Here is a 24,497-nt window from a genome sequence, read left to right on the forward strand (position 1 = left end):
CCATTGCTGTTGTTGAAATCTCAAATTTATTTTCTGCGGATTTGTCCTGCATACTCATGCCTGATGATTCAAATGACACATTAAAGATTATAGCAATAGAGCCGCAGACTCAACTATGCCGTGATTTTATAAACCTTAAAGAGTAATGCGCATTAAGCAGGGCAGTAAAGACAGGCAGTCTTGTTATCTCTAATGAAGCAAATAATTGTCTTGCCAGAATTGCCGACACATCACTGTCAAACCTTTGTGTATGCCTGCCGCTGTATGCAAATAACAAGATTGCTGCCATACTGCTTATTCAGCATCGTGATAAAAATGATGTGTCAAACGATGAAATAAACCTTCTAATTGCTGTCGGCAACCTCATCTCATCAAATATCCATCGCGCAGAATTATATAATAATCTCATCTATGAGAAGCAGCAGATTGAATCTGCAAACGCAAGAATCAAACACCTGAATTTTGAACTTGAACAAAGATATGTAGAATTACAAAACACACAGGAGCAGTTGGTCCAATCACAGAAGCTGGAGGCAATGGGGAGATTGGCAGGCGGTGTTGCCCATGACTTTAACAATATACTTGTAGTCATTCTTGGGTATGCAGAACTCTTGCTCTCAAAATTTAAGGAAAAAGGTGCTACAAAGAGCCCTCCAGAAAGCAGGTTATTGATTTGCAGGTAGTAAGCCCAAATGATATTGTAATCAATAACATAAACATCGTAAAGACCATGCTGCCAGAGGATGTGGAAACCATGGTTATCCCTTATCCTGAAATTATCAACATTGAAGCAGATACCCATAAGATTGAACAGGTGCTTATGAACCTTGTAATCAATGCTAAAGATGCAATGCCTGCCGGCGGAAGGATTACAATAAAGATAAATGTAATAGAACTGGATGGGATACAGGCAAAAAATCTTCATTTAAAAAAGGGCAGGTATGCTGTTGTATCTGTGTGCGATACAGGCGCAGGCATAATGGATGATGTTATGCCTCACATATTTGAGCCGTTTTTTACAACCAAGGATAAGGGTAAAGGCACAGGCTTGGGACTGTCTGTCGCATATGGGATTGTCCGGCAGCATAATGGGACAATAGATGTGGAGAGTATGGCGGGCAGGGGTTCAATATTCAATGTTTACCTCCCTGTTACAGAAAAGATATTGAAAGAGGAGGATTCAAAACCAAGGCAGACTCAGAATGATTTGCCTTTAGGAAAAGAGAATATACTTGTTGCAGAGGATAATGAGGCTGTCCTTATCCTTATAAGTGATACACTAAAATCATTAGGCTACAATGTTACAACAGCAGAAAATGGTTATGAGGCTATAAGGCTGGCAGAGGGAGCGGAAGGGCCTTTTGACATGCTTGTTACTGATGTGATTATGCCCCGTATGAACGGCAAAGAATTGTTTGAAAGATTAAGCGCAAGGTTTCCATCTATGAAGGTGCTTTATATATCAGGTTATACTGATGATATAATACATAAATCAGGCATTAAGGATAAGGATGTTGTTTTACTGGAAAAGCCATTTGACAAACAGAAACTTGCCCAAACAATAAGACATATCCTTGGCAGCAGCCCTTCAGAGAAATTTTAATCAATAAACCATAGGAGAAACCCACATGAGACAAAGTATACTTTTATCTATTATTGTTACTGTCTTGGTTTTTTGCCTTCACTCCCCTGCTTTAAGCATGCAGGGGCAGGCTTCAGTCTCTCTTGCCAAGCCTTTTAAAACTACCCTTGATAACGGTATGACGGTTATCATTGAGGAAAATCATTCTGCGCCTGTTGTTGCATTTCAGATGTGGGTTAAAGTCGGCAGTGCAGACGAGGATGAAAACATAGCAGGTATCGCCCATGTATTTGAGCACATGCTCTTTAAAGGGACAAAAAAGAGAAGGGTTGGCGAGATTGCAAAAGAGGTGGATGAGGCAGGTGGAAATATCAATGCATTCACATCCTATGACCACACTGTATATCATCTTGTGCTTGCCGGCAGGTTTTTTGATAAAGGTCTGGACCTTATTGCAGATGCAATACAAAATTCATCCTTTGACCCTGATGAACTTGCGAAGGAGACAGAGGTGGTCCTTGAAGAACTCAAGATGGGTGAGGATGACCCAAGTAGAAAACTATATCAGAAATTACTAGACTCATCCTATACAACACATCCGTACAAAAGACCTGTAATAGGCTTCCCTGATACGAAATCTGCATTTAAAGATTTTAAACCATCCCTTGACCCTCATAAGAAGAGGACTCGTGAACCAGAGCAAAAAAAGACAAATGGTTTTATCCTGAATGAAGAGATTAAAGAGGCAAGGCTTGGGCTTACATTCCATATCCCTGATTTAACCCATCCTGATATATATGCAATTGATGCCCTTGCACTTATACTTGGACAAGGGGAAAGTTCAAGACTCTACCAAAGGCTAAAGGGAAAAGAATCCATTGTAAGTTCTATATCCTCCTATGCAATGACACCAAAAGAGCCGGGTTTGTTCTTTATAACATCCAGCCTTGAGACAGGAAATGTGAAAAAGACAGTTGCCGCTGTTTTAGAAGAGATAGCAAGGATTAAATATGAAGGTGTATTAGGTGCTGAACTTGAAAAGGCAAAACTTAATCTTGAAAGCGAGTTTATATATTCAAGGGAGACAAGGGAGGGAAGGGCAAGACAGTTAGGCTATTATGAGACATCAGCGGGCGGGCTTGATTATGAAAAAAGGTATCTGGAAGGTATATCAAAGATTACCTCTTCTGACATCCGAAAATCTATTGAAAGATACTTAACCCCTGAGAATATGACTATCGGGCTTATGCTCCCAAAGGGCGAAAAGGCTCTTTTAACTCTGGATGAGATTTTAAAAACTGCAGGTGCATCAGTTGTTGAAACAGAAAAGTCATATAAAGAGGGTCAAGGGATGAAAGGCACAGAAGCGCCTTTCATGGTCAAGGGTCAGGAAACAATAAAAATCAAACTTGATAACGGCATGACCCTTATTGTCAAAGAAGACCATACAAACCCTGTGGTGGCAATGTATGCAGCGGTAGAGGGGGGTATAAGGTTTGAGGGAGAAAAGACAAATGGACTCTCAAACTTTATTGAGGGAAATTTTTAAGCAGGTTTTTTGACAGAGGACTGGAGATACTTGCAGACAGTCTTCAAAACCCTGTATTTCCTGAAGATGAGATAGAAAAGACAAGAAAAGAGATTTTATCTGCCATAAAGAATCAAGAGGATTATCTGCCGGGGTATACATTTAATAAATTCAGTGAAACACTGTATGAAAAACACCCATACAGGATGAATCTGTTAGGCACTAAGGAACTTATAGAGGGATACACAAGGGAAAACCTTTTAAGATTTTACGAATCTATCGTCTATCCTGATGCAGTGGTAATATCTATTGTTGGTGATGTGAATACAGATGATGTTATCAAAAGGGCAAATGAACTTTTTGTGCCTGCAAGCAGCAAGCAGTTGACAAACAAAAAGGGTGAAGGCATAAAGCCCATGCCTCTGGAAAAAAAGAGGGCATTTATTAAAAAAAATGAGATTTTTAAAGAAAAACAGCAGTCACATATTGCCATAGGCTTTTTGGGCGCCACTATTACAGGCAGGGACAGGTATCCCCTTCAGGTTATATCAAGTATCATGTCAGGACAGGGGGGCAGGCTTTTTATAGAACTCAGGGATAAAAAGGCGCTTGCCTATTCTGTTTCTGCAATTCAGAGGGACGGCATAGAGCCGGGGTTTTTTGCGGTTTATATGGGGACATCCCCTGACAAGATAAGTGAAGCGGTAAATGGAATACTGGATGAGTTTAGAAAGATAGTTGAACAAGGGGTAACTGATGAGGAACTGAAAAGGGCTAAGGCAGAGATTATAGGAAACTATGAAATCGGACTTCAGGAGGCATCAGACAGGGCATCTGATATGGCTTTCAATGAACTCTATGGGTTGGGTTATGATGAACACAAGAGGTTTGCAGGAAAGATTGAATCTGTTACAAAAGAGGAGGTCATAAATACCGCAAGAAGATACTTTGATATGAATGCATACACTATTGTGATTGTGGGACAAACACACCTGCCAGCAAGTTGGCACAAAGGAGAATGAAAATATTATCATAGTTACATCGGCTTACCCTATAGTTGCCAGTTCAAACCTTTCCTGCCATCTATTTTTCAATATCACCTTTAAGATTCTATTTTCCTGCCTGATTAAGTCAGGGTCTTCCTTAACCAGATTAAATGCCTCATCCCTTGCATTTTTTAGCAAGGCTGCATCATGCAGTAAATCAGATACCCTGAAGTCAGGGATACCTGACTGCCTTGTCCCAAGAAAATCACCTGGTCCCCGTATCTTTAAATCTTCTTCTGCAATCCTAAAGCCGTCGTTTGTTCCCTCCATAATCTTTAATCTTTTGTATGTATCAACAGAGCCGATCTTGTATGCAAGGAGCAGACAAAATGACTTATGTCCCCCTCTTCCAACCCTGCCGCGCAATTGATGCAGTTGTGATAATCCAAACCTTTCTGCATGTTCAATCAGCATAACAGTTGCATTGGGAATATCAATGCCAACCTCTATAACAGTTGTGGATACAAGGATATCTATATCTTTATCCTTGAATGACTTCATTATATCCTCCTTCTCTCTGACATGCAGTTTTCCGTGGAGAAGTCCTATCCTGAAATCAGGAAATACATCCTTCTTTAAATGCCCTGCCATACTCGTTGCATCTCTAAGCCCCAATTCCTCTTTTTCTTCTATGAGCGGATATACAATATAAACCTGCCTGCCTTTATTAAGTTCATCCCTTAAAACCCTGTAAATCCGTTCCCTGTCTTTTTCCCTAAAAACCATTGTATCCACAGGCTTCCTCCCTGAAGGAAGTTCATCAATGATAGAGACATCAAGGTCTCCGAAAACAGTCATGGTAAGGGTTCTTGGTATAGGCGTGGCAGTCATTACTACCATATCAGGTGATAACCCCCCTGCGCCTTTTCTTTTCAGCATTGCCCTTTGAATAACCCCGAACTTATGCTGTTCATCTATTACAGCAATGCCGAGTTTTTTAAATTCAACATCATCCTGTATCAGTGCATGGGTGCCGATGACCAGATTTATCTTCCCATCTTTTATTTGAGAAATAAGTTCCTTTCTTTCAGATTTTGAGACACTGCTTGTCAAAAGGCATGTATTTATGTCAACCTCACTGGCAAATTTATGGATATTCAGATAATGCTGTTCTGCAAGGATTTCTGTTGGCGACATAAATGCTGCCTGATACCCATTATCTATTGCTATTAAAACCGAGATGAATGCAACTATGGTCTTGCCTGAGCCAACATCCCCCTGTATCAGGCGATTCATAGGATAGATAGATGACATATCATTTTTGATTTCAGATATAACCCTTTCCTGTGCAGTGGTTAATTTGTATGGAATGAGTCTTTTAAGTTTCTGACTACGGGCAGAGTCTGTGTTAAATGAAATACCACCCTCTCTTATAATATCCCTTTTTTTTATGGCAAGCCCGAGTTCAAGGAAAAACAGTTCGTCAAAGACAAGGCTCTTTCTTGCCAGAAAATCCTTTGAGTCCATGCACTCTAAACCTGCAGGCATATGGCACTGCCTTATTGCACTGCTGAGTTCCATAAGGGCATACCTTTTTTTGATACTGTCGGGAAGTCCTCCAATCATAAGTCCGGCATATTCATTAACTGCATTCCTCATAATCTTTCTGACAGTCTTCTGATGGAGATTGCCCACACTTGAATATACAGGCACAATGGAATTAAAATTAATTGAATCAAACCCTTCTCCTTCATCCGCTATCTCTATATCAGGATGGACAATCTCTTTCTGGTTATTAAATGCCCCTACACTGCCAAAGGCTATAATCCTCTGCCCTGCCTTATACCGCCTTTTCATTGCATTCAAACTGTAATTAAACCATTTGAGTTTCAAGATAGCGGAGCCATCGCTGATAACAATCTCAAATATCCTTTTCCTTCCGTAAAAGACCTCCCCCAGCACCATTATTTCACCTGCTGCCACATCTTTTGAACCCGGCAGAAGTTGAGAAATCTTTTTTATATTGCGTCTATCTTCATAGCGAAACGGGAGAAAGTAAAGCAAATCAAAAATTGTATCAACCCTTTTTTTTCTAAACCATTCTCCAACCTTAGGTCCAACACCTTTTACATATTCAATCTGCGTAGATAGTTTTTTTAAGTTATTTTCAATCTCTCTTATATTTGGAAGATGATATAAAATATCTTTGGCAGTTTCATGTTTTTGTCTGTCATGAACCTCTGCCCCTTCGTTCAATATCCTTTTTACAATCTCGTGAGCCTTTGCAATTCTGTCTTTTTTATCTTCAACGCCTAACCTGTCAAACCCTTCAAATATATTTTTAAGTTCTGTTGCCTTATTGAGATTATCCTTGTGTGCTTGAGATGACAATGCCGTGTCGCATACCTTTTTTACAAAGGATTCCATATCTTTAATTGAAGAAATAATCCAAAAAAAGCAGTTGCATTTTTTGGGTTACGCATTATTTGAGATAACATCATAATCCATATGGGCATGCTCTAGGTTTGCAAATGCTGTAAATTTGTTCTGGAATGCAAGTTTAACCTTGCCTGTTGGTCCGTTTCTTTGTTTTGCAATTATTATATCTGCTGTGCCTCGTCTGCCGCAGGTGCAGGACAGGTCATGAGGACACTCACACGGCTTATAATACTCCTCCCTGTAGAGGAAAACCACTACATCCGCATCCTGCTCTATAGCGCCTGATTCTCTTAAATCAGCCAACTGCGGCTCTCTATTCTCACCCCGGAGTTCAGGTCTTCTTGATAACTGTGAGAGCGCCACTACCGGGAGATTTAGTTCTTTTGCCATTGCCTTTAGTGACCTGGAGATATCAGATATCTCCTGTTCGCGGTTGCTTGCACCGCCTCTTCCCCTCATCAGCTGCAGATAATCAACTATAACAAGACCCAGCCCATCCTTTTCCATCTTAAGTCGTCGTGTCTTTGCCCTCATTTCAAGAACTGTCATGGCAGGCGTGTCGTCAATATAAATGGGGGACTCAGAGAGTGTTCCTGCTGCCCTGGTTAACTTCCCCCAGTGCTTATCCTCCAGAAACCCTCTGCGAATCCTGCTGGAGTCAACCCGTGCCTCTGATGAAAGCATCCTCTGGACAAGCTGCTCCTTGCTCATTTCAAGAGAAAATATAGCCACAGGAACCTTAGACTCTATTGCTGCATACTGGGCAATATTAAGGCAAAAGGATGTCTTACCCATGCTTGGTCTTCCTGCAACTATAATAAGGTCAGAAGGCTGAAACCCAGCAGTCATCTTGTCAAACTCAACAAAACCAGATGCAACACCTGTGATATGCTCCTTCTTGTCATACAATCTTTCTATAGTGCGGAATGTATCTTTTATAAGGTCTTCAATCTTAAAGAACGACTGCCTTATCTTGTCCTGTGATACCTGAAAGATTATCCTCTCTGCGTCATCTAAAAAATCATCAATCCCCTCACTGCCATCAAAAGAACGTGTTACTATCTCTGTCGCAGCAGTAATGAGCCTCCTTAAGATAGATTTTTCCCTTACTATTTTGGCATAGTAAGCAATATTAGCAGCAGTCGGAACAGCGTCTGCAAGGACTGCAACATACGATGCGCCGCCCACCGCCTCTATACTGCCTGCATTTCTTAAGGCATCTGAAAGTGTAACAATATCTATAGGTATGCCCTTGTCTGAAAGGGATACCATAGTCTGGAAGACCTTTTTATGGGCATCCAGATAAAAATCGCTGCCATCCCCGCCTAGTATCTCAACAACCTTGTTTATTGCTGTATCGTCAAGCAAGATACCGCCCAGAATAGACTGCTCTGCCTCTATGTTCTGCGGCTGGACTTTATGCAGTGATGTATCATGAGACCTGCTGTTAGGCTGGATTGCCATGAGTGGAAAACCCTCAAAAAAGGTTAAAGGCTAATGGCAAAAGGCAAAATGTTTTTGGTTTTTTCTTTAACCTTTAGCCGTGAAAAGCATGCTTTTCACCCCTTTGCCTGTTTTTACTCTTTTTCAATAATAACCTTAATATGTGCAGTAATATCCTGATGAAGTTTGACAGCAACCATATGTTCACCAATTGCCTTGATAGGGTCAGATAGTACAATCTTTCTACGGTCAATAGAAAGACCCTGTTCATTCAGGCTGGCGTCGATGTCCATTGAGGTGACAGAACCAAAAAGTTTGTCATCATCACCAGCCTTTCTAACGAATTTCAAGATAATGCCCTCAAGTTTTTCACATAACCTTCCTGCCTCATCTTTTAGTTTTAGTAACTTCCTTTCAACCCCCTGCTTCTCATTTTCCCATATCTTTATATTTTGCTGTGTTGCCTCTACAACAAGCCCTTGCGGAAGGAGATAGTTTCTGGCATAGCCATCTGCCACTTTTATTATCTCCCCCAGTTTACCCAGCGATGAAATATCCTCTTTTAATATGATTTCCATTCTATGCCTCCGTTTGATTTAAGGTCTATAGGAAAACGATGTAATGATGTAACGCGGGAAAAGTTTTTCTTTCTAGCTTTTCTCGCCTTTCCCGCCTTTTTTGTGTTAAATAGTTGCACTTGCAAATGGTAGAATTGCTATAACCCGTGCCCTTTTTATTGCCTCGGTAACTGTCCTTTGATGTTTTGCGCAATTGCCTGTTATGCGGCTCGGCATGATTTTGCCGCGTTCTGAAATGAACGACTTAAGCATCCTTGCATCCTTGTAATCTATCGGGATAGAGGCATCCGCACAAAAACGGCATATCTTTTTCTTTTGATAAATCTTTTTCCCTCCCTGTTTATCGTCACGGGTTGTTTTCTTATGACTTTTTTTATTATACATTTTTTACCTCCACAGTCGTCTCCGCCTCCTTGGGAACAGGGGGCTTTTGCGCCTTCTGCTGCCTTATAGTCTGAAACCGCAGGCAATTTTCATTTAGTCTGAGCATTCTTTCAATCCCTTTTGGCACAGACGCATCACCCGAAAAATTAATAAGCACATAGTATCCTTCCTGATGACGTTGGATAGGATAGGCAAGTCTCCTTTTCCCCCATTCATCCACACTAATGATACTGCCTTTCAGATCTTCTGCCGTAGTCCCTGCCTTCTGAATAATACCTTTTATGGTCTCGTCTACTGCATCAGGCTTAATAATAAACACAATCTCATACAAACTGCTCATATTAAAACCTCCTTATGGATTTTGTCTTAACACTTAAGACAATTAAGCCACCTGCCTCTTTAGGCAAAGGGCAAGGATAATTTATATATCTACTATAAATAAACATCATAAGGCAAGAGTTTTTTTAAGGTCTTAAGGGGGTCAAATCTTTTCAGCCTGTTGAAAAACTCTTCTAAAAGCATTTCACAATAACATTTCAAAGGAGGAAAAGGGGAAGGATACCCCTTTCTTATCTCTGACACAAACTATGATACATTACCGTACATTATTTGTATTTGTGCCATTTTCAAATTGGGTTAAAATAATAATGCAAACTGTATTTTGTTATGCTATATAATTTCCAATAAATAATGCTATTTAAAAATAGGGGTAAATAAATGACAACACTTATTTCATTCTTAATAGTTCTCGGTATACTTATATTTGTCCATGAACTGGGGCATTTTTTGGTTGCTAAGAAAAGCGGGGTTGGGGTTTTAAAGTTTTCTCTCGGGTTCGGGCGAAAACTCATAGGCTTTAAAAAGGGTGAAACAGAATACCTTATATCTCTACTGCCTCTGGGCGGATATGTAAAAATGATTGGTGAGGAAACAGGTGAAGATGTGAAAACAGAAGACAGGGAAAAGTCCTTTGCAAATAAACCTGTGTCCACAAGGGCAGGCATCGTATTTGCAGGTCCTGTAATGAACCTTGTCCTTGCGCTGCTCCTATTCCCTGTTATCTACATGCTCGGCATCCATGTGCCTGAATATATGGATAAACAGCCTGTAGTCGGGTATGTCTTGAAGGACAGTGCCGCATCAAAGGCAGAACTAAAGGCAGGTGATGTCATCCTATCTATTGATGGTAAAAAGATAGAGACATGGGAAACATTTGAATCCCTCATTATCTCAAACCCTGATAAAAACCTTCGTCTGACAATTAAGAGAGATAGTAATATATTAGAAAAAGACCTTACCCTTACATCTTCACAACATAACGGCAGTGGTGTAAGCGGAATTTTACCTCCTATGAACCCTGTTGTTGGAGGTTTGGCAAAAAACTATCCGGCAGAAAATGCAGGGCTAAAGGTCGGGGATACAATAATTGCGATAAATAGCAGGGGGATAAATCACTGGTCAGAAATACAGCGGATGATTCAGGAAAGCAGCGACAATGAAATGGAAATGGCTGTAAAAAGAAACGGCGATGCATTAAGTCTTAAAATAAAGCCTATATGGAATGAGGATGCAAAGATATATGTAATAGGCATCTCCCCAAGTCAGGATATGATTATGAAAAGATATGGGCCTGTTGACGCTGTTATAATAGGGACAAAAAAGATGGTGGATATGACTATATTTACATTTATCATTATTAAAAAACTTTTTGTTGGTGAGGTATCCATTAAGACACTTGGAGGACCGCTCATGATTGCACAGGTTGCAGGACAGGCTGCGGAATCAGGACTCACAGCGTTTTTATCCCTTATGGCTGCCTTAAGCCTTCAGTTGGGCATACTTAACCTACTGCCAATACCTGTTCTGGATGGCGGCCATCTCCTGTTCTTTGCTATAGAAAAACTGCGGAGAAAACCTTTAAGCGAGAAGATTATGAATGTCGCCCAGCAGGCAGGGATTGCCCTTCTGGTACTCCTTATGGTGTTTGTTACATACAATGACATATTGAGATTTGTCGGTAAGTAGGAATGAAAATCCTTGCTATAGACACAGGAATGCCATCAGGCAGTATAGCGATCCTTGAAGATGATAGTTTAATAGCAGAATGTATGCCCTGTGCAGAAAAGACCCATGCTGAAAAACTCCTGCCGTCTATAGACAGCATCCTTAAATCCAGCGGTATAAGATTAAATGATATAGACTGCTTTGCAGTAACCATAGGACCAGGCTCATTCACAGGACTGCGCATAGGTATTTCCACTGTAAAGGGCTTTGCATGGTGCCTGAAAAAACCTGTTGTCGGTGTGTCAACCCTAAAAACACTTGCAATGAATATTCTGCACTCTGATAAACTTATCTGCCCTATCCTTGATGCACGGAAAGAAGAGATATATGCAGGCATATACAAAAGGGAAGAGGAAACCCTGACTGCTGAAAAGGATGACTGTGTAATAAAACCTTGTGAACTGGTTAAGCATTTGAACAGACAAACCATATTTCTTGGTGGCGGCATTAAAATTTATGGGGATGTAATTAAAAGTGAACTTGGAGATAATGCTGTTTTTGCCCCTCATGACCTCTGGCACATACGGGCATCAAATATAGCAAAACTTGCATTAAGAGAGGTAGAGAAAGGTAATATCCAGTCCCCTGAAACTATAGTGCCGTATTACATAAGAAGGTCTGAGGCAGAGACAAAACTTAAGCAATTTATCTTGACATAAATTTGTAATAAGATGTAAAAATATGATTATCATTTGGCATGGTTTGCATGAAGAATGAACATATCCTTTCACTCCTTGAAGAGACAGCAGAAAGATTTGGGGTTAAACTGCGGTATGAAGACCTTAAAAAGGGAGAGGTTGACACGCAGGGCGGCTCTTTTGTTTTAAAGGGGGAGAGGTATATATTCATCCACAAAAATCTGCCCTTGCTGGAAAAGGTCAGGGTTTTAGAAGAAGAACTTGCAAAACTGGATTTTTCAGATGTATATATCATCCCTGAGGTCAGGGACAGGTTGGAAAAGATAAAGACTACAATCTAATATCCCGGAGTTTAAATTGAAAGGTATTAAAAAGATACTTGTGCCTGTTGATTTCTCAGAATGTTCAAAGAACGCATTTTATTACAGCCTTGATATTGCAAGGGAGACAAAGGCATCCGTATTCCTGTTGAATGTAATAGATTCTGAACTTGTAAATGAGATGGTAAGGCTTGACATTTCTACAAAGGGACAGATTAAGAAAAAACTTGAAAAGAATGCAAAGTCAGAACTTGACAGGATAATGGCAGAATCCCTGAAAAAGAGAAAGGGTGTCAAAATAAGAGAGAGGCTTGAAGAAGGCATACCCTTTATCAAGATACTTAAAGAGTCAAAGGATTTAGGCGCTGACATTATAGTAATGGGCAGTTTTGGCACATCCTCACCCATGCTGAGGTTCTTTTTTGGTTCTACAGTAGAGCAGGTTTTAAGGGGGAGCAAGATCCCTGTTGTATGTGTGCCTCTGTCTGAGGTAATAGAAGGGTAAATAAAAATTCAAAACTCAAAACGCAAAAGTCAAAACTACAATTCAAAATTCAAAACTTTTCATGAAAATAGTTTTAAGGTTTTGAGTTTCAGTTTTGAGATTTGACATTTGAGTTTTGAGTTATCTTTAAAAAACAGGAGGCAAGTTTGATGACGGTTAAAAAAAATCCAAAGGCTTTAATCTTTACTGCAATACTGTGCAGCATGTTCTTGTTTGCGGTCAATAATGCAGTTGCAGCCCCGCAAGAAAAGACAAAGGCAGACCCTAGCAAAACTGGCACATGGAGCGGCAAAGGCGGGAAGGAATCAGGCAGGGAGAATTTTCTGGCATGGTGCATAAACTGCCATGGTGAAAAGGGCAAGGGAGACGGTCCATTGTCAACCACTTTGGGACAGGGTATAAAACCAAGAAATCTAACAGATTCTAAACTCCTGTCCACACGCAAGGATGATTTTTTGTTTAAGGTGATACGGGAAGGCGGGGCATCAGTGGGGTTTTCCGAAGCCATGATGCCGCATAAGGACATGTTGAGCGATGAAGAGATAAAAAATGTAATCCTTTATATAAGAAGCGATATATGTAAATGCAAATACCAGGGCAGCGGGAAATAGTCCATTACCGCTGATATATTTCAAAAGAGGAGGGGGATTATGCATTTAATGGGTTGGCTTGATGAAAGGACAGGGATAAAAGAATACTGGAAAAAAAAGAAGGCGCTCCTTATCCCAGACCATGTAACATTCTTTTACTGTTTCGGCGGAATATCCCTGACAATACTTTTCCTGCAATTAGTCAGCGGGCTTTTTATGACGCTCTTTTATGTGCCAAAGCCGGAAGAGGCATTCAAAAGCATCCTACGCATGAGCAGTGAAATTCCACTGGGCGGGCTTACACGAAATATGCACCGCTGGGGCGCGACAATCCTTATTGCAACAGTCATAACCCACATGTTCAATGTCTTTTATCACAAGGCATTTCAGAGGCCCAGAGAACTGAACTGGCTTTCAGGTTTTACCATGTTTATTGTGGTATTCCTGTTCAGCATTACAGGTATGATACTTCCATGGAACTGGACATCTTACTGGGTTCTTGTTATGTGGACTGATTATGTGGGCACATTCCCTGTAATCGGACAATTTCTTACAGGACCGCTTATTGAATATTTCAGCGTAGTCCGCAGTTTTGTTATACATGTACTTATTCTGCCGCTCATCTCGGCTGTATTTTTAATACTCCATTTCAAGATGGTAAAGAGGCACGGCATATCAGGACCGCTATAATATCATCTCATGGGATATTATTGTGGGGACAGATTTCAAATCCCCAGTTGCCATTCATAGGAGGAGGGAAAAAATGGACGAAAACAAAGACAAAGACCCAAGGTATGCCCCGCCGTATCCGCAGAACTTTCATCCGTTCTGGCCCAGACACGCATTAAAGGCAAGTCTGGTTGTATCGGTTGTTGTCTTATTGATTGTGGGACTTGCGTATTTTTATGGTCTTCCGTCAGATTACACTATGACAATCCCTGACGAAGGCATGTATATACCCGGTCCTGAGTGGTATTATCTCTTTTTCTTTCAGCCCTTCTGGTATTTAAAGGGCGGACTTGCAAAGTGGCAGTTTATTGCTACCTTTATAATACCGCTTCTTGTATTGACATTTACTGTCTTGATTCCATTTATCTTTAAGAAACTAAAACCAGTCAGTGGTTTTGGTTTAAAGGTTATCAGGATACTGCCGCCTGCCATTGTTTTTGCTGCGATCATGCTGGGCATTGTTTTTAGCGGCTACCATGCTAAATTGAACGGCTGTATAGCATGCCATAATATTCAGGCAGGCGTGAGGCATGACCTGCCGCCAATGAATGTTCTTGAATATTACAAAGGACATAAGCAGGTTCAGATAAAGGTGGGCAAGTACCGTGCAAGCAAATCAGGCACAGAAGGCGAATCTGTTATAGGTCAGGAGATAGAGACATATAAGGACGCTAACTGGCATATGCGGCATCTATATGAACCGACATTTACATGGTAATGAAAATGACTCGTCTCATTTTTCTCTGCATACTATTCACTATTCACTGTTCACTGTTCACTGTAGTAGCACACGCCCAGACAATCAAAGAATTCCCCATCCCTACAGCATACAGCCGTCCTGTTGACATAGCGGCTGCCTCCAGCGGTGATATATGGCTTGTGGAGGAAAGTGCAAATAAACTTGCAAGGTTTGATGTCCAAAAAGAGAGTTTTAAAGAGATTGACATACCATATAAAAATGCCGGACCATCCAGCATATCTATAAATGACGATGTTGTCTGGCTCACCCTTTCCCTTGATAACAGTATTGTAAGTTTCACTATTTCTTCAAAGACATTTAAAAGATTTCAGATACCAACCAATGATTCGGTACCTTATGGGGTTGCAGTTGATTCAAGTAGTATTGTCTGGTTCACTGAAAGAAATGCAAACAAGATTGGAAGGCTTGAACCGTCCACAGGCAAATTCAAGGAATATCCTGTTCCAACACAGAACAGCCAGCCTGCAGGCATTACAATAGGTCGTGACAGCATGATATGGTTCGCAGAGGCAAATGGAAATAAGATTGGCATGTTAGACCCTGCAGCAGGAAGCATAACGGAATATGAAATACTTACAAAATTTGCAAACGCATCACGAATAACAACAGATAATGAAGGCAATATCTGGTTTACAGAGCAGAGTTCAAATAAACTTGGTATGTTTAATGTATCAGCAAAAAAAATCAATAATGCCATTATACCAACACCTGCATCTGTGCCAACAGGCATAGCAGTAGATAAAAACAATATAGTTTGGTTCACTGAAAACAGAGGCAATAAGATAGGCAGATTTGACCCTCAAATACCGCTTTTTACAGAATACGAGATACCAACCCAGCGGAGCCTTCCGACAGGTATAACCATTGATAAAAATAGCACTGTATGGTTTACGGAGGTTGACAGGGATGCTAATAAACTGGGGATGATAAAAGACAGTCAGGGGTCAGGGGTTAAAAGTCAGGGGCCAGGGGATTTTTCTCCTATCAGGGAGAAAAATGGTCAGGAGTCAAGGAAAGAGACATTTAGCATAATCAGCGGTATAATCCTTATATCTGCTGCAATTATTATTCTGTATCTGTCAAGGAGACACAAGGGGAAATGAAAAAGGCATTAAGAACTGCTTACTGTTCACTGCTTACTGCTTACTTCTTACTTCTTACTGTTAACTGTCTTGCCGCTGATTCTGTTATCACATTTTATTCAATCCCCACGCCTGTTAGTTTTTCTGTCAGTATTACAACGGATACAAATGGCACAGTATGGTTTGCCCAGTTAAACACCAACAAAATAGCATCGCTGAATACGGAAACCTCTGTTTTTAAAGAATACAGCATACCTACAGCAAAGAGTTATCCTACAGATATTGTAAGCGATGCAAAAGGTATTATCTGGTTTGCACAGCAGGACGCAAACCAGATAGCGCGGTTTGACCCTAAGACATCAAATTTTCAGGAATATGAATCGCCGACCCCGCAGAGTCAGCCTTCACGGCTTGCAATAGATAAAACAGGCGGCATCTGGTTCACGGAATTTTTTGGGAATAAAATCGGAAGGCTCTTGCCGTCAACAGGCAAGTTCAAGGAGTATTCTATACCAACCCCAATGAGCCAGCCAATCGGGATAACTGTTGATAATAAAAGGATTGTCTGGTTTGTTGAAAGTCAGGGGAATAAACTCGGAAGGCTAAATCCGTCAAACGGCGAAATCAAGGAATTTCCTATTCCGTTTCCATTCTGCGTGCCGAATGAAATCGCATTGGATAAAAAAGGCAATATCTGGATTAGTGCAAGAAAAGACAGGAAACTCTTGATGTTCAATCCTGCCTCATCAAAATTCAAAGATTTTACCCTTCCAGGAAAAGGCGTGCCAGAAGGTATATCAGTTGATGAAAACAACAATATCTGGTATGCAGATAAACGGGGCAGCAAGGTTGGCAGATTAAACCCTGACACAGGCGAGTTTCTTGAATTTAATATAGGCATTGCCAATGGACAGCCGTTTGACATAACGATAGGACAAAAAAATAGTGTCCTGTTCACCGAACTAGTAGATAACAAAATCGGTAAGATTAATGCCTCCCTCCTCTCCAAAAGACAGCAGGATACAAGTACCCTCTCTATAAGCCTTGACGGACAGCAGAAAGACCTTTTGAAACAGGGACATTAGAGGAATTGTCAGAGGTCATTCTTCAACCTTTTTCTTACCAAAGAGTCTTGCCAGTATAATACCTACTTCATAAAGCACAAGCATAGGCGCTGCCATAAGTAATTGGCTGAAGGCATCAGGTGTGGGGGTAAGGATTGCAGCGACAACAAAGATTAGCAGGACAGCATACTTCCTGTATTGTGTGAGCATCTTTACATCAACTATCCCTATTTTTGCCAGAAAAAATATAAGAAGCGGCATCTCAAATACTATGCCGAATGCAAGCAGGAACTTTGCAACAAAGGAGAAATACTCATTCATTGAAAGCATTGGTTTTAAAGAATCCGTTGCATAACTCAAGAAATATTTAAAACCTACAGGGAAAACAATATAGTATCCAAAGGTGGCGCCGCCTATAAAAAGGATTGTGGCAGACATGACAATCGGGAGTGCCCAGCTCCTTTCTTTTTCGTACAGGCCAGGTGATATGAACAGCCATATCTGGTAGAAGATAACAGGGCTTGCCAGAAATATCCCGCATATAAGTGCTATCTTCAGGTATGTAAAGAACGGCTCAATAACACCTGTAAAGACCATGAAGGCATTGCCTTGCGGCATTGCATCTATAAGTGGTCTTGACATGAAATCAAATGCCTCTTTTGAATAAAAGTATGCGATGCCAAAACCAATGCCTACGGCAATTACACAATTTATGAGTCTTTTTCTTAATTCAACGAGGTGAAGGGTAAAGGGAAGTCTCTCGTCAGGCTTTGCCAACTGGATTCCCTCCTGCGGTTTTATTCACATCCGATTTAACAGTATCTTTTGCAGTTGCAGTGCCGGACTGCTCCTGTTTTGCAGGAGGTGCATCAGGTTTTTCCAAGTCAACACTCACATCCTTTTCTATCTTTGACACACTGCTCTTTAAATCTTCTGTTGCCTTCTTGAACTCTCCAAATGCCCTGCCAAGTGCTGTTGCAATATCAGGGAGTTTATGGGGTCCGATAACTATTAGTCCAATTATAAGTATAACAATCAATTCTGGAAGTCCGATACCAAACATCTGTTTCTCCTTTTTTAGTCATAAACTAAAAGTGTTCATATTTTATATATATGAGTTAAATGATTTTGGCAAGGAATATTATGCAAAGAATACTATAATAAATGACAACTTTTTTTAAGACAACTTTTCCCCTTGACATTCTACAGAATGTAGAATATATTTAGAGACATGAAAAAAATATTATCAGTATTCGGGGCAGACAAAAGGGATTTTGAGGGTGTGCTCGGCAGTTTGGAAAGGGATGTTATGGATGCCCTTTGGGAAAAAGAGGAGGCTTCAGGCAGGGAGGTATATGAGCATCTTAAGTTCTCAAGGGATATTGCCATAACCACGGTTTTGACTGTTATAGAGAGGCTTGTAAAAAAAGGTCTTGTTAAAAAGACAAGGGGCGAGTCAACATATATTTATACACCTGCAAGTTCCAGAGAAGATTTCACACAGAATGTATCAAGGGATGTATTTAAAATGGTGATGCGGATGTCTTCATCCGATGCGGTTGCATCATTTGTTGATATTGTTGCTGATATAAGTCCAGAAGAACTTGACAGGCTGAGAAGACTTATTGATGAAAAGAAAAAGAAGATGGAACTGACAAAAGAGGTGTAGGATGCCTGATATAATTTTACAGTGCATGAGTATATTGTCAATGGCAAGTGTATATACTGTACGCGGTGCTGTTCTACTCTTTGTAACCGGCGTTATATACAGTCTTATAAAAAATAGTATTGTTGTCTTAAGTGCAGCAAGAAATATCAAGAGACTGCCTGTCAAGGACTATGGACTTGGGACACTTCTTATAGATAATGCCTCTGTTACCGCATTTACATCAGGTTTTTTGAGGCCAAAGATATACATCTCAAAGGGGTTATTGGAATCCCTGACTTATGATGAGATAAAGGCTGTATTCATACACGAAGTGCATCATAAGAAAAACCATGACCCATTAAAGTTTTTGTTAAGTTCTGTAGTAAGAGACACCTTCTTTTATGTGCCGATAGTGAAATATTGTGTAAAGGTCTTTCACACAATAAAGGAAAATGCCGCTGACAAGAGAGTTGTGTCCATGACAGGAAAACCCATTGAACTCGCCAGCGCAATACTAAAGGTGTCAACTGCTAACAGCAGTAAATTTTATGCATTCGCATCAATAAGGGGTGTAGAATCTATAGATGCCAGAATCAAGAGGCTTATAGGTGAAAGGGATAACAGTGTTGAGCTGCCATCTGCAAGAAATATTCTGGCGAGTTCCATTGTATTACTTTTTTTACTGTTAGTCCCGGTTACGGTCAGCTATGGTTTTGACAAGAGATGCAATGATGAGATGTGCAGGATAACACACCATCATCAATCAGCGAAGGAATGTAATACAATGGCAGCAGGAGATATGGACTGCACGGTTCACTGTAATGTAAAATAAATTTTTTTCTAAACAAATTCTACAGACTGTAGAATAAAATTAAAAGGATGGAACGAAAATGAGACAAGGTATCAGGTTTTTGATTGCAATCTTTAAGAAGGGAGGGGCTATTAAATTACCCGTTTTGGCATTGCTTGTAGGTATTGTAGGTATAATTTATATCAATCAAGCACAGGCATCGTATCACAGCAAAGGTATGGATATGGGTCACCAAGGTATGGACATGAGGAACAATGTTGCCCAGTTGCAAAAAAAGACGGCAAAGAAACCTCTTGAGATTATATGGCCAAAAAAAGGTGAAGTAGTTAATCAGAAGGAGATAGAGGCAAAGATACGGATTGCAGATGAGTATAAGGATATGGTTGGACATATCCATGTTTATGTGAATGGCAAGAGGATGGACCATGCAAGCATAAAAGAGGACATCCTTCTTGTGTGGGACCTTAAAGAAGGTGAAAATACACTTGAACTGGCATTATCACTAGGCGACAAACATGAGGAAGGTTCAGGCGCTAAATCAGTTGGAGACAGCGTAACATTTAAAGTAAAGACTAAATAGAAGTTTATAGAAATCCCAATTAAATAATTGGGCAACCTTTATAAAAAGTGCTATAATTTAGCACAAGGCTTAAAAAAGGGAGGTGATACTAATGGGTGTTTTAAGATTTATTGCTGCGGCAGTTCTTGTGATTTCACTGGCAGTATTGCCTGCGGGTGCTGAAGAGAAAAAGGGGCAGATGGGTGGGGGAATGATGATGGGTGAGGGCATGATGAACTGTCCTATGATGAAGGGAGAAATGGGTGACATGCTGGGCATGATGAAGGAGATGATGGGCATAATGAAGGATATATCTCACAATCCTACTGATGCCCAGAAAAAAAGACTTGAAGAGATGATGAAGAAGATGGACGGAATGATGAAGATGCATGATGAGATGATGAAGCAGAAACAGGGGACGATGAAGCAAAAGAAGGAAGGGATGTAGGGCAGTAAGGTCTTAGAGACAGGGGCGACTCATGTGTCGTCCCTGTTTTTTATTATAATCAGGAGGGATTAAAGAGATGAAAAAGATATTGATAACATTAAGTTTGGTTGCTTTAATTATAGTTCCATTATCTGCTTATGCCTGCAGTATGGGGCAAGGGCAGATGATGGATATAGGTGCAAGCCCATGGTTCCAACAAGGTATTACACTAACATTAAAAAATGCTGAAAATCTGGAACTGGACGAGAGGCAAAAAAATAAATTGGAGGGTATCAGGGATAAATACACAAAGGATATTATAAAGATTGATGCTGAATTAAAGACAAATGACATAGACCTGAACAATTTACTTAAAATGGACAACATTGACCTCTTGAAGGTTAAAAATACAGTCAAAAAGATAGAGGCAATAGAGTCGCAGATAAGATACCTTCGCATAGAGGCATTCACAGAGGCAAGAAAGGTGCTGAACCCTGAACAGAAAGGGAAACTTAAAAAACTAATGGAAATGCCGTATGGTCAGATTAAAGGCGGTATGGGGCAAGGAATGGATTCTTCTATGATGAAGGATGAGATGACAGACTGCCCAATGATGAAGGGCATGATGGGCGGCAGTGGCATGATGGGACAGGGAATGATGGGAGGCATGGATAAGGGTATGGACTGTCCTATGATGAAAGGCGGTATGGGCGAAATGATGGGCGGTGGTATGGGAGGCGGTACAGCAGGTGAACAGACAGCAAAAACTGAAGTTGCGGCATCTACAAAACAAACATAAGAAAAAACCGCAGGCGCTGTAACAGTGATTGCAGAATTTAAAAATCCTGTAGATGTGGGCGGCAGTAATGAACTTGTCTTTGATGTAAAGTTAGACACCCATTCAGTAAATCTCGATGCATTCAATTTTAATGAGGGTATTGTCCTCAAAGACGATAAAGGAAATATCTATAAACCTATTGCAGCAAAGCCCTCTGGTTCAGGACATCACAGGGAGGCTGAAGTAAAATTTAAAAACCCCGGAACCACAGGATTTATTGAACTGGTGGTTAAAGATATGGGTGGTGTGAAAGAAACTGTATTCAAATGGCAGACTCCAAAGGGGATAAAGATGTAAGATTTGTAAAGGGTTCAAGGGGTCAATGTGTCAGAAGAACAGAGCGAAAAACTTTGGCTCTATAACTTTTTGATACATGGACTCTCACAAAACGGAGGTGACTAATATGCCTATAGACCCAATATGCGGAATGGATGTAGAACCAAAGAAAGCGGCAGGGAGTTCTGTATATAAAGGGGAGACGATTTATTTTTGTTCCCTTCATTGCAAGAAAAAGTTTGATGCCGATGCTGATGCTTACATGCACTCTGCAAAATCAGATAAAGGGATGGTTTCAGAGACGAATGCCCATGAGATGGCTAAAGACCCTATCTGCGGCATGGTGGTTGATAAGCATAAGTCCCTTAAAACAGAGGTTGCAGGCAGGCAATATTATTTTTGCAGTGAAGGATGTTTGAGGACATTTGAGGCGCCTGAGGCAGAACTAAAGAGTTTAAAAAAAAGGGTATCCATTGCAATGCTGGGCGTCCTTGCCCTTGCAATACTTCGGGCAGGATTTTTTCTGGGTCTTGCAACGGGTGCAACAATCATCACATGGGCGCCTATCCCGCAGCTTCCGTGGTTTACATGGGGTGTCTGGCTTTTTATCCTTGTAACTCCTGTCCAGTTTATAGGCGGCTGGAGTTTTTATAAAGGCTCTTACAATGCCCTCAAAAACAGGATGATAAACATGGACATCCTGATTGCCCTCGGGACAACCGTTGCCTATCTCTATTCAGTCATCGTGATATTCGCCCCTGATATTCTCCCTGTCAAGGTTGAGGAAAGGGATGTATATTTTGAGGTCTCTGCCGTTATTATTGCATTTGTCCTACTTGGGAAATACATGGAAGAGATCATAAAAAAGAGGTCTTCTGCCGCTGTTCGAAAACTCCTGGATTTAAAACCTCAGACAGCCCGTGTCATAAGGACAGTTCAGAGTTCGGAGTTCGGAGTGAAGAGTGAAGAGATTGAGATACCTGCCGAATCTGTCATGATTGGCGATATTATTGTGGTAAGGCCGGGCGAGAAGATACCGGCAGACGGTGTTGTAATAGAAGGCTCGTCCGCTGTGGATGAAAAGATGCTCACAGGAGAGAGCATGCCTGTTGAGAAAAAAAAGGGGGATGATGTTATCGGCGCCACAATAAATAAAACAGGGATGTTTAAGTTTAAGGCAAAAAAGGTTGGCGCAGAGACAACACTCGCTCAGATTATAAAGATGGTTGAGGAGGCGCAGGCATCATCCGCTCCGATTCAGAGGATTGCAGACAAGGTTACAGGCTATTTTGCGCCTGCTGTTGTTATTGCAGCGGTTCTCTCGTTTGTCGGCTGGTGGATGTCAGGCGATTTTCCACAGGCGCTTCTTGCATCCATCGCTGTTTTGATAATTGCATGTCCGTGTGCTTTGGGAATTGCAACACCCGCAGCACTAATGGTCGGAGTCGGCAAAGGCGCAGAAGCAGGCATACTTATAAGGGGCGGCGAATATCTTGAAAGGGCGCAAAAACTTACAACCGTTGTATTTGATAAGACAGGGACATTGACAAGGGGGGAGCCGGTGGTAACGGATGTAATGCCAGTCAGGAGTCAGGAGTCAGGAGTCAGGAGTGAAGACGAAGTGCTTAAACTTGCGGCTATTGCAGAGAAAGGTTCTGAGCATCCTCTGGCAGAGGCAATTTTAAGGGCAGCAAATATGAAAGGGATTGAGGTTCCAGATGTAGAATCATTCGAGGCAATTCCAGGGCACGGTGTGAAGGTCAAATATACTAGTCAGGAGTCAGGGGTCAAGGTCCTGCCCCCGCAGGTTTTAAGCGGGGGTCAGGATATAGAAATTTTACATTCGGGGGCAGGTATCACGCGTCACGGTATTTTAGGCATCATCGCAGTTGCAGATACACTCAAGGAACATTCAAGGACAGCAGTAAGCGCTTTAAGAAAAGAAGGCATTGAAGTCATCATGCTTACAGGCGATAACGAACGGACTGCAAATGCAATTGCAAAACAGGTCGGTATAGAAAATGTCATTGCAAATGTGCTTCCAGGTGAAAAGGCAGGGGTTATAAAAGATCTTCAGGCTAAAGGAAAGGTTGTAGCAATGGTAGGAGACGGGATAAATGATGCGCCTGCACTTGCACAGTCTGATATTGGCATTGCCATAGGAAGCGGTTCGGATGTGGCAAAGGAGACAGGCGGGATAATACTTGTAAAAGATGATATAAGGGATGTTGTTGCAGGCATAAAACTATCAAAGGCAACAATGAGAAAGATAAAACAAAATCTTTTCTGGGCATTTATATACAACACAATCGGCATTCCAATTGCAGCATTCGGTTTTTTAAATCCTATTATAGCGGCAGCGGCAATGGCGCTCAGTTCCCTTTCTGTTGTGGGCAATTCCGCATTATTAAAAACTGCGAAGATAGAGGTGTCTTGACGGCATATCCACCGGCTTGCATATAGTCAGTAATAGGAACGGGTTATAGAGGACAAGGGGCCCAAGAAAAGCGACTGTAATGCAAGTAAAGATAGTCAGGAATATGGCAGTAAAGACAAAGACATTACTAATTGTTAAGAGACCAAAAAGAAAGAGGAAAATAAATCTGTCCCCTTTATTTCCTCTTTATTTCCTTTATTTCTGCTTTATTTCTGTGTCCCCTTTATTTCCCTGTAGGTGTGGTTAAGGTTTTTAATACATGGACGCATGGTTTAGATTTGACCCTAATTATTTCTACAAAACCAATCAGCATAACAGATTTTATTACCGGGCTTTTAAGTCTTGTTGTGTTTTCTGTTGTTGTTGGTATAATATTTACACTTGTATATAACTCAATTCAGAGAAAGGAAGGGTAAGATGAGAAAAACATGGATAGTAATTACAGTAACTCTAACGGTTATAGGTATAGCCCTATGGTTTATCCCAACAGCGTCAACAGTGGCCGCAAATCCAAAAGGTGGAGAAACGAAACCAATCCTTTCACCTCAATTATTTAAGGGCAAAACAGCCTACACATATCAGATTGCAAAGGAGATACCAGAGGTTCTTGACAGCATCTACTGCTACTGCAACTGCCAGATGCATTCAGGGCATAAGAGCCTCTTATCATGCTATACGGATAAACATGCTGCATTTTGCGATATATGCCAGAATCAGGCGATAAGGGCGTATGAACTTTATAAAGAAGGCAAAGATATTATGACTATAAAAAAGACAGAGGATAAGGAGTTTGGTGCAAGGAGATAGTT

General features: G+C 40.9%; 30 protein-coding genes and 1 pseudogene. 24 read left to right on the plus strand and 7 right to left on the minus strand.

The genetic code is table 11. The annotated features are described in order from the left end of the window. The 6 genes and pseudogenes from HZC45_04205 to HZC45_04230 form a co-directional block, all read left to right on the plus strand. The coding region (locus tag HZC45_04205) for a hypothetical protein (protein ID MBI5682359.1) at positions 1-146 on the plus strand (146 nt) is incomplete at its 5' end. A gap of 174 nt (positions 147-320) precedes the next feature. Then, positions 321-683, plus strand: a complete 363-nt coding sequence (locus HZC45_04210) for a hypothetical protein (GenBank protein MBI5682360.1) — start codon at positions 321-323, stop codon at positions 681-683. After that, on the plus strand, positions 674-1,603 hold the full coding sequence (locus HZC45_04215) for a response regulator (GenBank protein MBI5682361.1): 930 nt from the start codon (positions 674-676) through the stop codon (positions 1,601-1,603). Before HZC45_04210 ends, HZC45_04215 begins: the two co-directional genes overlap by 10 nt. A 25-nt stretch (positions 1,604-1,628) precedes the next feature. Further along, positions 1,629-3,131 (plus strand): insulinase family protein, encoded by a 1,503-nt coding sequence (locus HZC45_04220; protein ID MBI5682362.1) that lies wholly within the window; start codon positions 1,629-1,631, stop codon positions 3,129-3,131. A gap of 20 nt (positions 3,132-3,151) precedes the next feature. Further along, positions 3,152-3,334: pseudogene (locus HZC45_04225) on the plus strand (insulinase family protein). Further along, a complete protein-coding gene (locus HZC45_04230; GenBank protein MBI5682363.1) occupies positions 3,317-4,132 on the plus strand; it encodes an insulinase family protein in 816 nt (271 codons plus the stop codon). The pseudogene HZC45_04225 and the gene HZC45_04230 overlap by 18 nt, the downstream one beginning before the upstream one ends. Positions 4,133-4,156: 24 nt before the next feature. On the opposite strand, the gene recG is transcribed toward HZC45_04230, so the two are convergent. The 5 genes from recG to rpsF all read right to left on the minus strand — a co-directional run bounded on the left by recG (position 4,157) and on the right by rpsF (position 9,280). Further along, the gene (recG, locus tag HZC45_04235) at positions 4,157-6,523 is read right to left on the minus strand and encodes an ATP-dependent DNA helicase RecG (GenBank protein MBI5682364.1); all 2,367 of its coding nucleotides are present in this window, start codon (positions 6,521-6,523) and stop codon (positions 4,157-4,159) included. Positions 6,524-6,571: 48 nt separating this feature from the next. After that, positions 6,572-7,999, minus strand: coding sequence for a replicative DNA helicase (gene dnaB, locus HZC45_04240; protein ID MBI5682365.1), 1,428 nt, complete (start codon positions 7,997-7,999; stop codon positions 6,572-6,574). A 113-nt stretch (positions 8,000-8,112) separates the two neighbouring features. Further along, positions 8,113-8,556 (minus strand): 50S ribosomal protein L9, encoded by a 444-nt coding sequence (locus HZC45_04245; GenBank protein ID MBI5682366.1) that lies wholly within the window; start codon positions 8,554-8,556, stop codon positions 8,113-8,115. 105 nt (positions 8,557-8,661) lie between these two features. Then, positions 8,662-8,940, minus strand: coding sequence for a 30S ribosomal protein S18 (locus HZC45_04250; GenBank protein ID MBI5682367.1), 279 nt, complete (start codon positions 8,938-8,940; stop codon positions 8,662-8,664). Then, complete coding sequence (gene rpsF, locus HZC45_04255; GenBank protein ID MBI5682368.1) at positions 8,933-9,280, minus strand: 30S ribosomal protein S6; 348 nt, start codon at positions 9,278-9,280, stop codon at positions 8,933-8,935. The genes HZC45_04250 and rpsF overlap by 8 nt, the downstream gene beginning before the upstream one ends. Positions 9,281-9,657: 377 nt before the next feature. Here rpsF and rseP point away from each other — a divergent pair, with 377 nt between their 5' ends. The 9 genes from rseP to HZC45_04300 all read left to right on the plus strand — a co-directional run bounded on the left by rseP (position 9,658) and on the right by HZC45_04300 (position 16,713). Next, positions 9,658-10,965 carry an RIP metalloprotease RseP gene (gene rseP / locus HZC45_04260; protein MBI5682369.1) on the plus strand — a complete coding sequence of 436 codons (1,308 nt, stop codon included), beginning with the start codon at positions 9,658-9,660 and terminating at the stop codon, positions 10,963-10,965. Positions 10,966-10,967: 2 nt separating this feature from the next. Then, the gene (gene tsaB / locus HZC45_04265; protein ID MBI5682370.1) at positions 10,968-11,663 is read left to right on the plus strand and encodes a tRNA (adenosine(37)-N6)-threonylcarbamoyltransferase complex dimerization subunit type 1 TsaB; all 696 of its coding nucleotides are present in this window, start codon (positions 10,968-10,970) and stop codon (positions 11,661-11,663) included. Positions 11,664-11,710: 47 nt separating this feature from the next. Further along, positions 11,711-11,983 carry a hypothetical protein gene (locus HZC45_04270; protein MBI5682371.1) on the plus strand — a complete coding sequence of 91 codons (273 nt, stop codon included), beginning with the start codon at positions 11,711-11,713 and terminating at the stop codon, positions 11,981-11,983. Positions 11,984-11,999: 16 nt separating this feature from the next. Next, complete coding sequence (locus HZC45_04275; GenBank protein ID MBI5682372.1) at positions 12,000-12,467, plus strand: universal stress protein; 468 nt, start codon at positions 12,000-12,002, stop codon at positions 12,465-12,467. A gap of 149 nt (positions 12,468-12,616) precedes the next feature. Beyond that, complete coding sequence (locus tag HZC45_04280; GenBank protein ID MBI5682373.1) at positions 12,617-13,078, plus strand: cytochrome c; 462 nt, start codon at positions 12,617-12,619, stop codon at positions 13,076-13,078. 39 nt (positions 13,079-13,117) lie between these two features. Then, positions 13,118-13,747: a cytochrome b N-terminal domain-containing protein gene (locus HZC45_04285; protein ID MBI5682374.1), complete on the plus strand. Its 630-nt coding sequence runs from the start codon at positions 13,118-13,120 to the stop codon at positions 13,745-13,747. Between the two features lie 73 nt (positions 13,748-13,820). Beyond that, positions 13,821-14,504: a hypothetical protein gene (locus HZC45_04290; protein ID MBI5682375.1), complete on the plus strand. Its 684-nt coding sequence runs from the start codon at positions 13,821-13,823 to the stop codon at positions 14,502-14,504. A 5-nt stretch (positions 14,505-14,509) separates the two neighbouring features. After that, entirely contained in the window at positions 14,510-15,649 is a 1,140-nt protein-coding gene (locus HZC45_04295) for a hypothetical protein (GenBank protein ID MBI5682376.1), read from the plus strand. Continuing rightward, entirely contained in the window at positions 15,646-16,713 is a 1,068-nt protein-coding gene (locus tag HZC45_04300) for a hypothetical protein (GenBank protein MBI5682377.1), read from the plus strand. The genes HZC45_04295 and HZC45_04300 overlap by 4 nt, the downstream gene beginning before the upstream one ends. A 15-nt stretch (positions 16,714-16,728) precedes the next feature. Here the strand turns inward: HZC45_04300 and tatC are convergent, their stop codons facing one another. Together tatC and HZC45_04310 are read right to left on the minus strand one after the other, a co-directional pair. Beyond that, positions 16,729-17,469, minus strand: coding sequence for a twin-arginine translocase subunit TatC (gene tatC, locus HZC45_04305; protein MBI5682378.1), 741 nt, complete (start codon positions 17,467-17,469; stop codon positions 16,729-16,731). Continuing rightward, a complete protein-coding gene (locus HZC45_04310; GenBank protein MBI5682379.1) occupies positions 17,456-17,755 on the minus strand; it encodes a twin-arginine translocase TatA/TatE family subunit in 300 nt (99 codons plus the stop codon). The genes tatC and HZC45_04310 overlap by 14 nt, the downstream gene beginning before the upstream one ends. Before the next feature lie 168 nt (positions 17,756-17,923). Here HZC45_04310 and HZC45_04315 point away from each other — a divergent pair, with 168 nt between their 5' ends. The 9 genes from HZC45_04315 (at position 17,924) to HZC45_04355 (ending at position 24,495) form a co-directional block, all read left to right on the plus strand. Next, the gene (locus HZC45_04315) at positions 17,924-18,361 is read left to right on the plus strand and encodes a BlaI/MecI/CopY family transcriptional regulator (GenBank protein ID MBI5682380.1); all 438 of its coding nucleotides are present in this window, start codon (positions 17,924-17,926) and stop codon (positions 18,359-18,361) included. 1 nt (position 18,362) lies between these two features. After that, positions 18,363-19,172 carry a M56 family metallopeptidase gene (locus HZC45_04320; GenBank protein ID MBI5682381.1) on the plus strand — a complete coding sequence of 270 codons (810 nt, stop codon included), beginning with the start codon at positions 18,363-18,365 and terminating at the stop codon, positions 19,170-19,172. Between the two features lie 58 nt (positions 19,173-19,230). After that, positions 19,231-19,731 carry a hypothetical protein gene (locus HZC45_04325; GenBank protein ID MBI5682382.1) on the plus strand — a complete coding sequence of 167 codons (501 nt, stop codon included), beginning with the start codon at positions 19,231-19,233 and terminating at the stop codon, positions 19,729-19,731. A 91-nt stretch (positions 19,732-19,822) separates the two neighbouring features. Further along, a complete protein-coding gene (locus HZC45_04330; GenBank protein ID MBI5682383.1) occupies positions 19,823-20,158 on the plus strand; it encodes a hypothetical protein in 336 nt (111 codons plus the stop codon). A gap of 76 nt (positions 20,159-20,234) precedes the next feature. Continuing rightward, positions 20,235-20,936, plus strand: a complete 702-nt coding sequence (locus HZC45_04335) for a hypothetical protein (GenBank protein MBI5682384.1) — start codon at positions 20,235-20,237, stop codon at positions 20,934-20,936. A gap of 24 nt (positions 20,937-20,960) precedes the next feature. Beyond that, positions 20,961-21,272 carry a hypothetical protein gene (locus HZC45_04340; protein ID MBI5682385.1) on the plus strand — a complete coding sequence of 104 codons (312 nt, stop codon included), beginning with the start codon at positions 20,961-20,963 and terminating at the stop codon, positions 21,270-21,272. A gap of 106 nt (positions 21,273-21,378) precedes the next feature. Further along, complete coding sequence (locus tag HZC45_04345) at positions 21,379-23,688, plus strand: heavy metal translocating P-type ATPase (GenBank protein MBI5682386.1); 2,310 nt, start codon at positions 21,379-21,381, stop codon at positions 23,686-23,688. A 278-nt stretch (positions 23,689-23,966) separates the two neighbouring features. Further along, entirely contained in the window at positions 23,967-24,104 is a 138-nt protein-coding gene (locus tag HZC45_04350) for a hypothetical protein (GenBank protein ID MBI5682387.1), read from the plus strand. Position 24,105: 1 nt separating this feature from the next. Further along, positions 24,106-24,495, plus strand: coding sequence for a hypothetical protein (locus tag HZC45_04355; protein ID MBI5682388.1), 390 nt, complete (start codon positions 24,106-24,108; stop codon positions 24,493-24,495). Positions 24,496-24,497: the final 2 nt, after the last annotated feature.

It is taken from the genome of Deltaproteobacteria bacterium, from assembly GCA_016223005.1.
Classification (GTDB): Bacteria; Desulfobacterota; GWC2-55-46; order UBA9637; family GWC2-42-11; genus JACRPW01.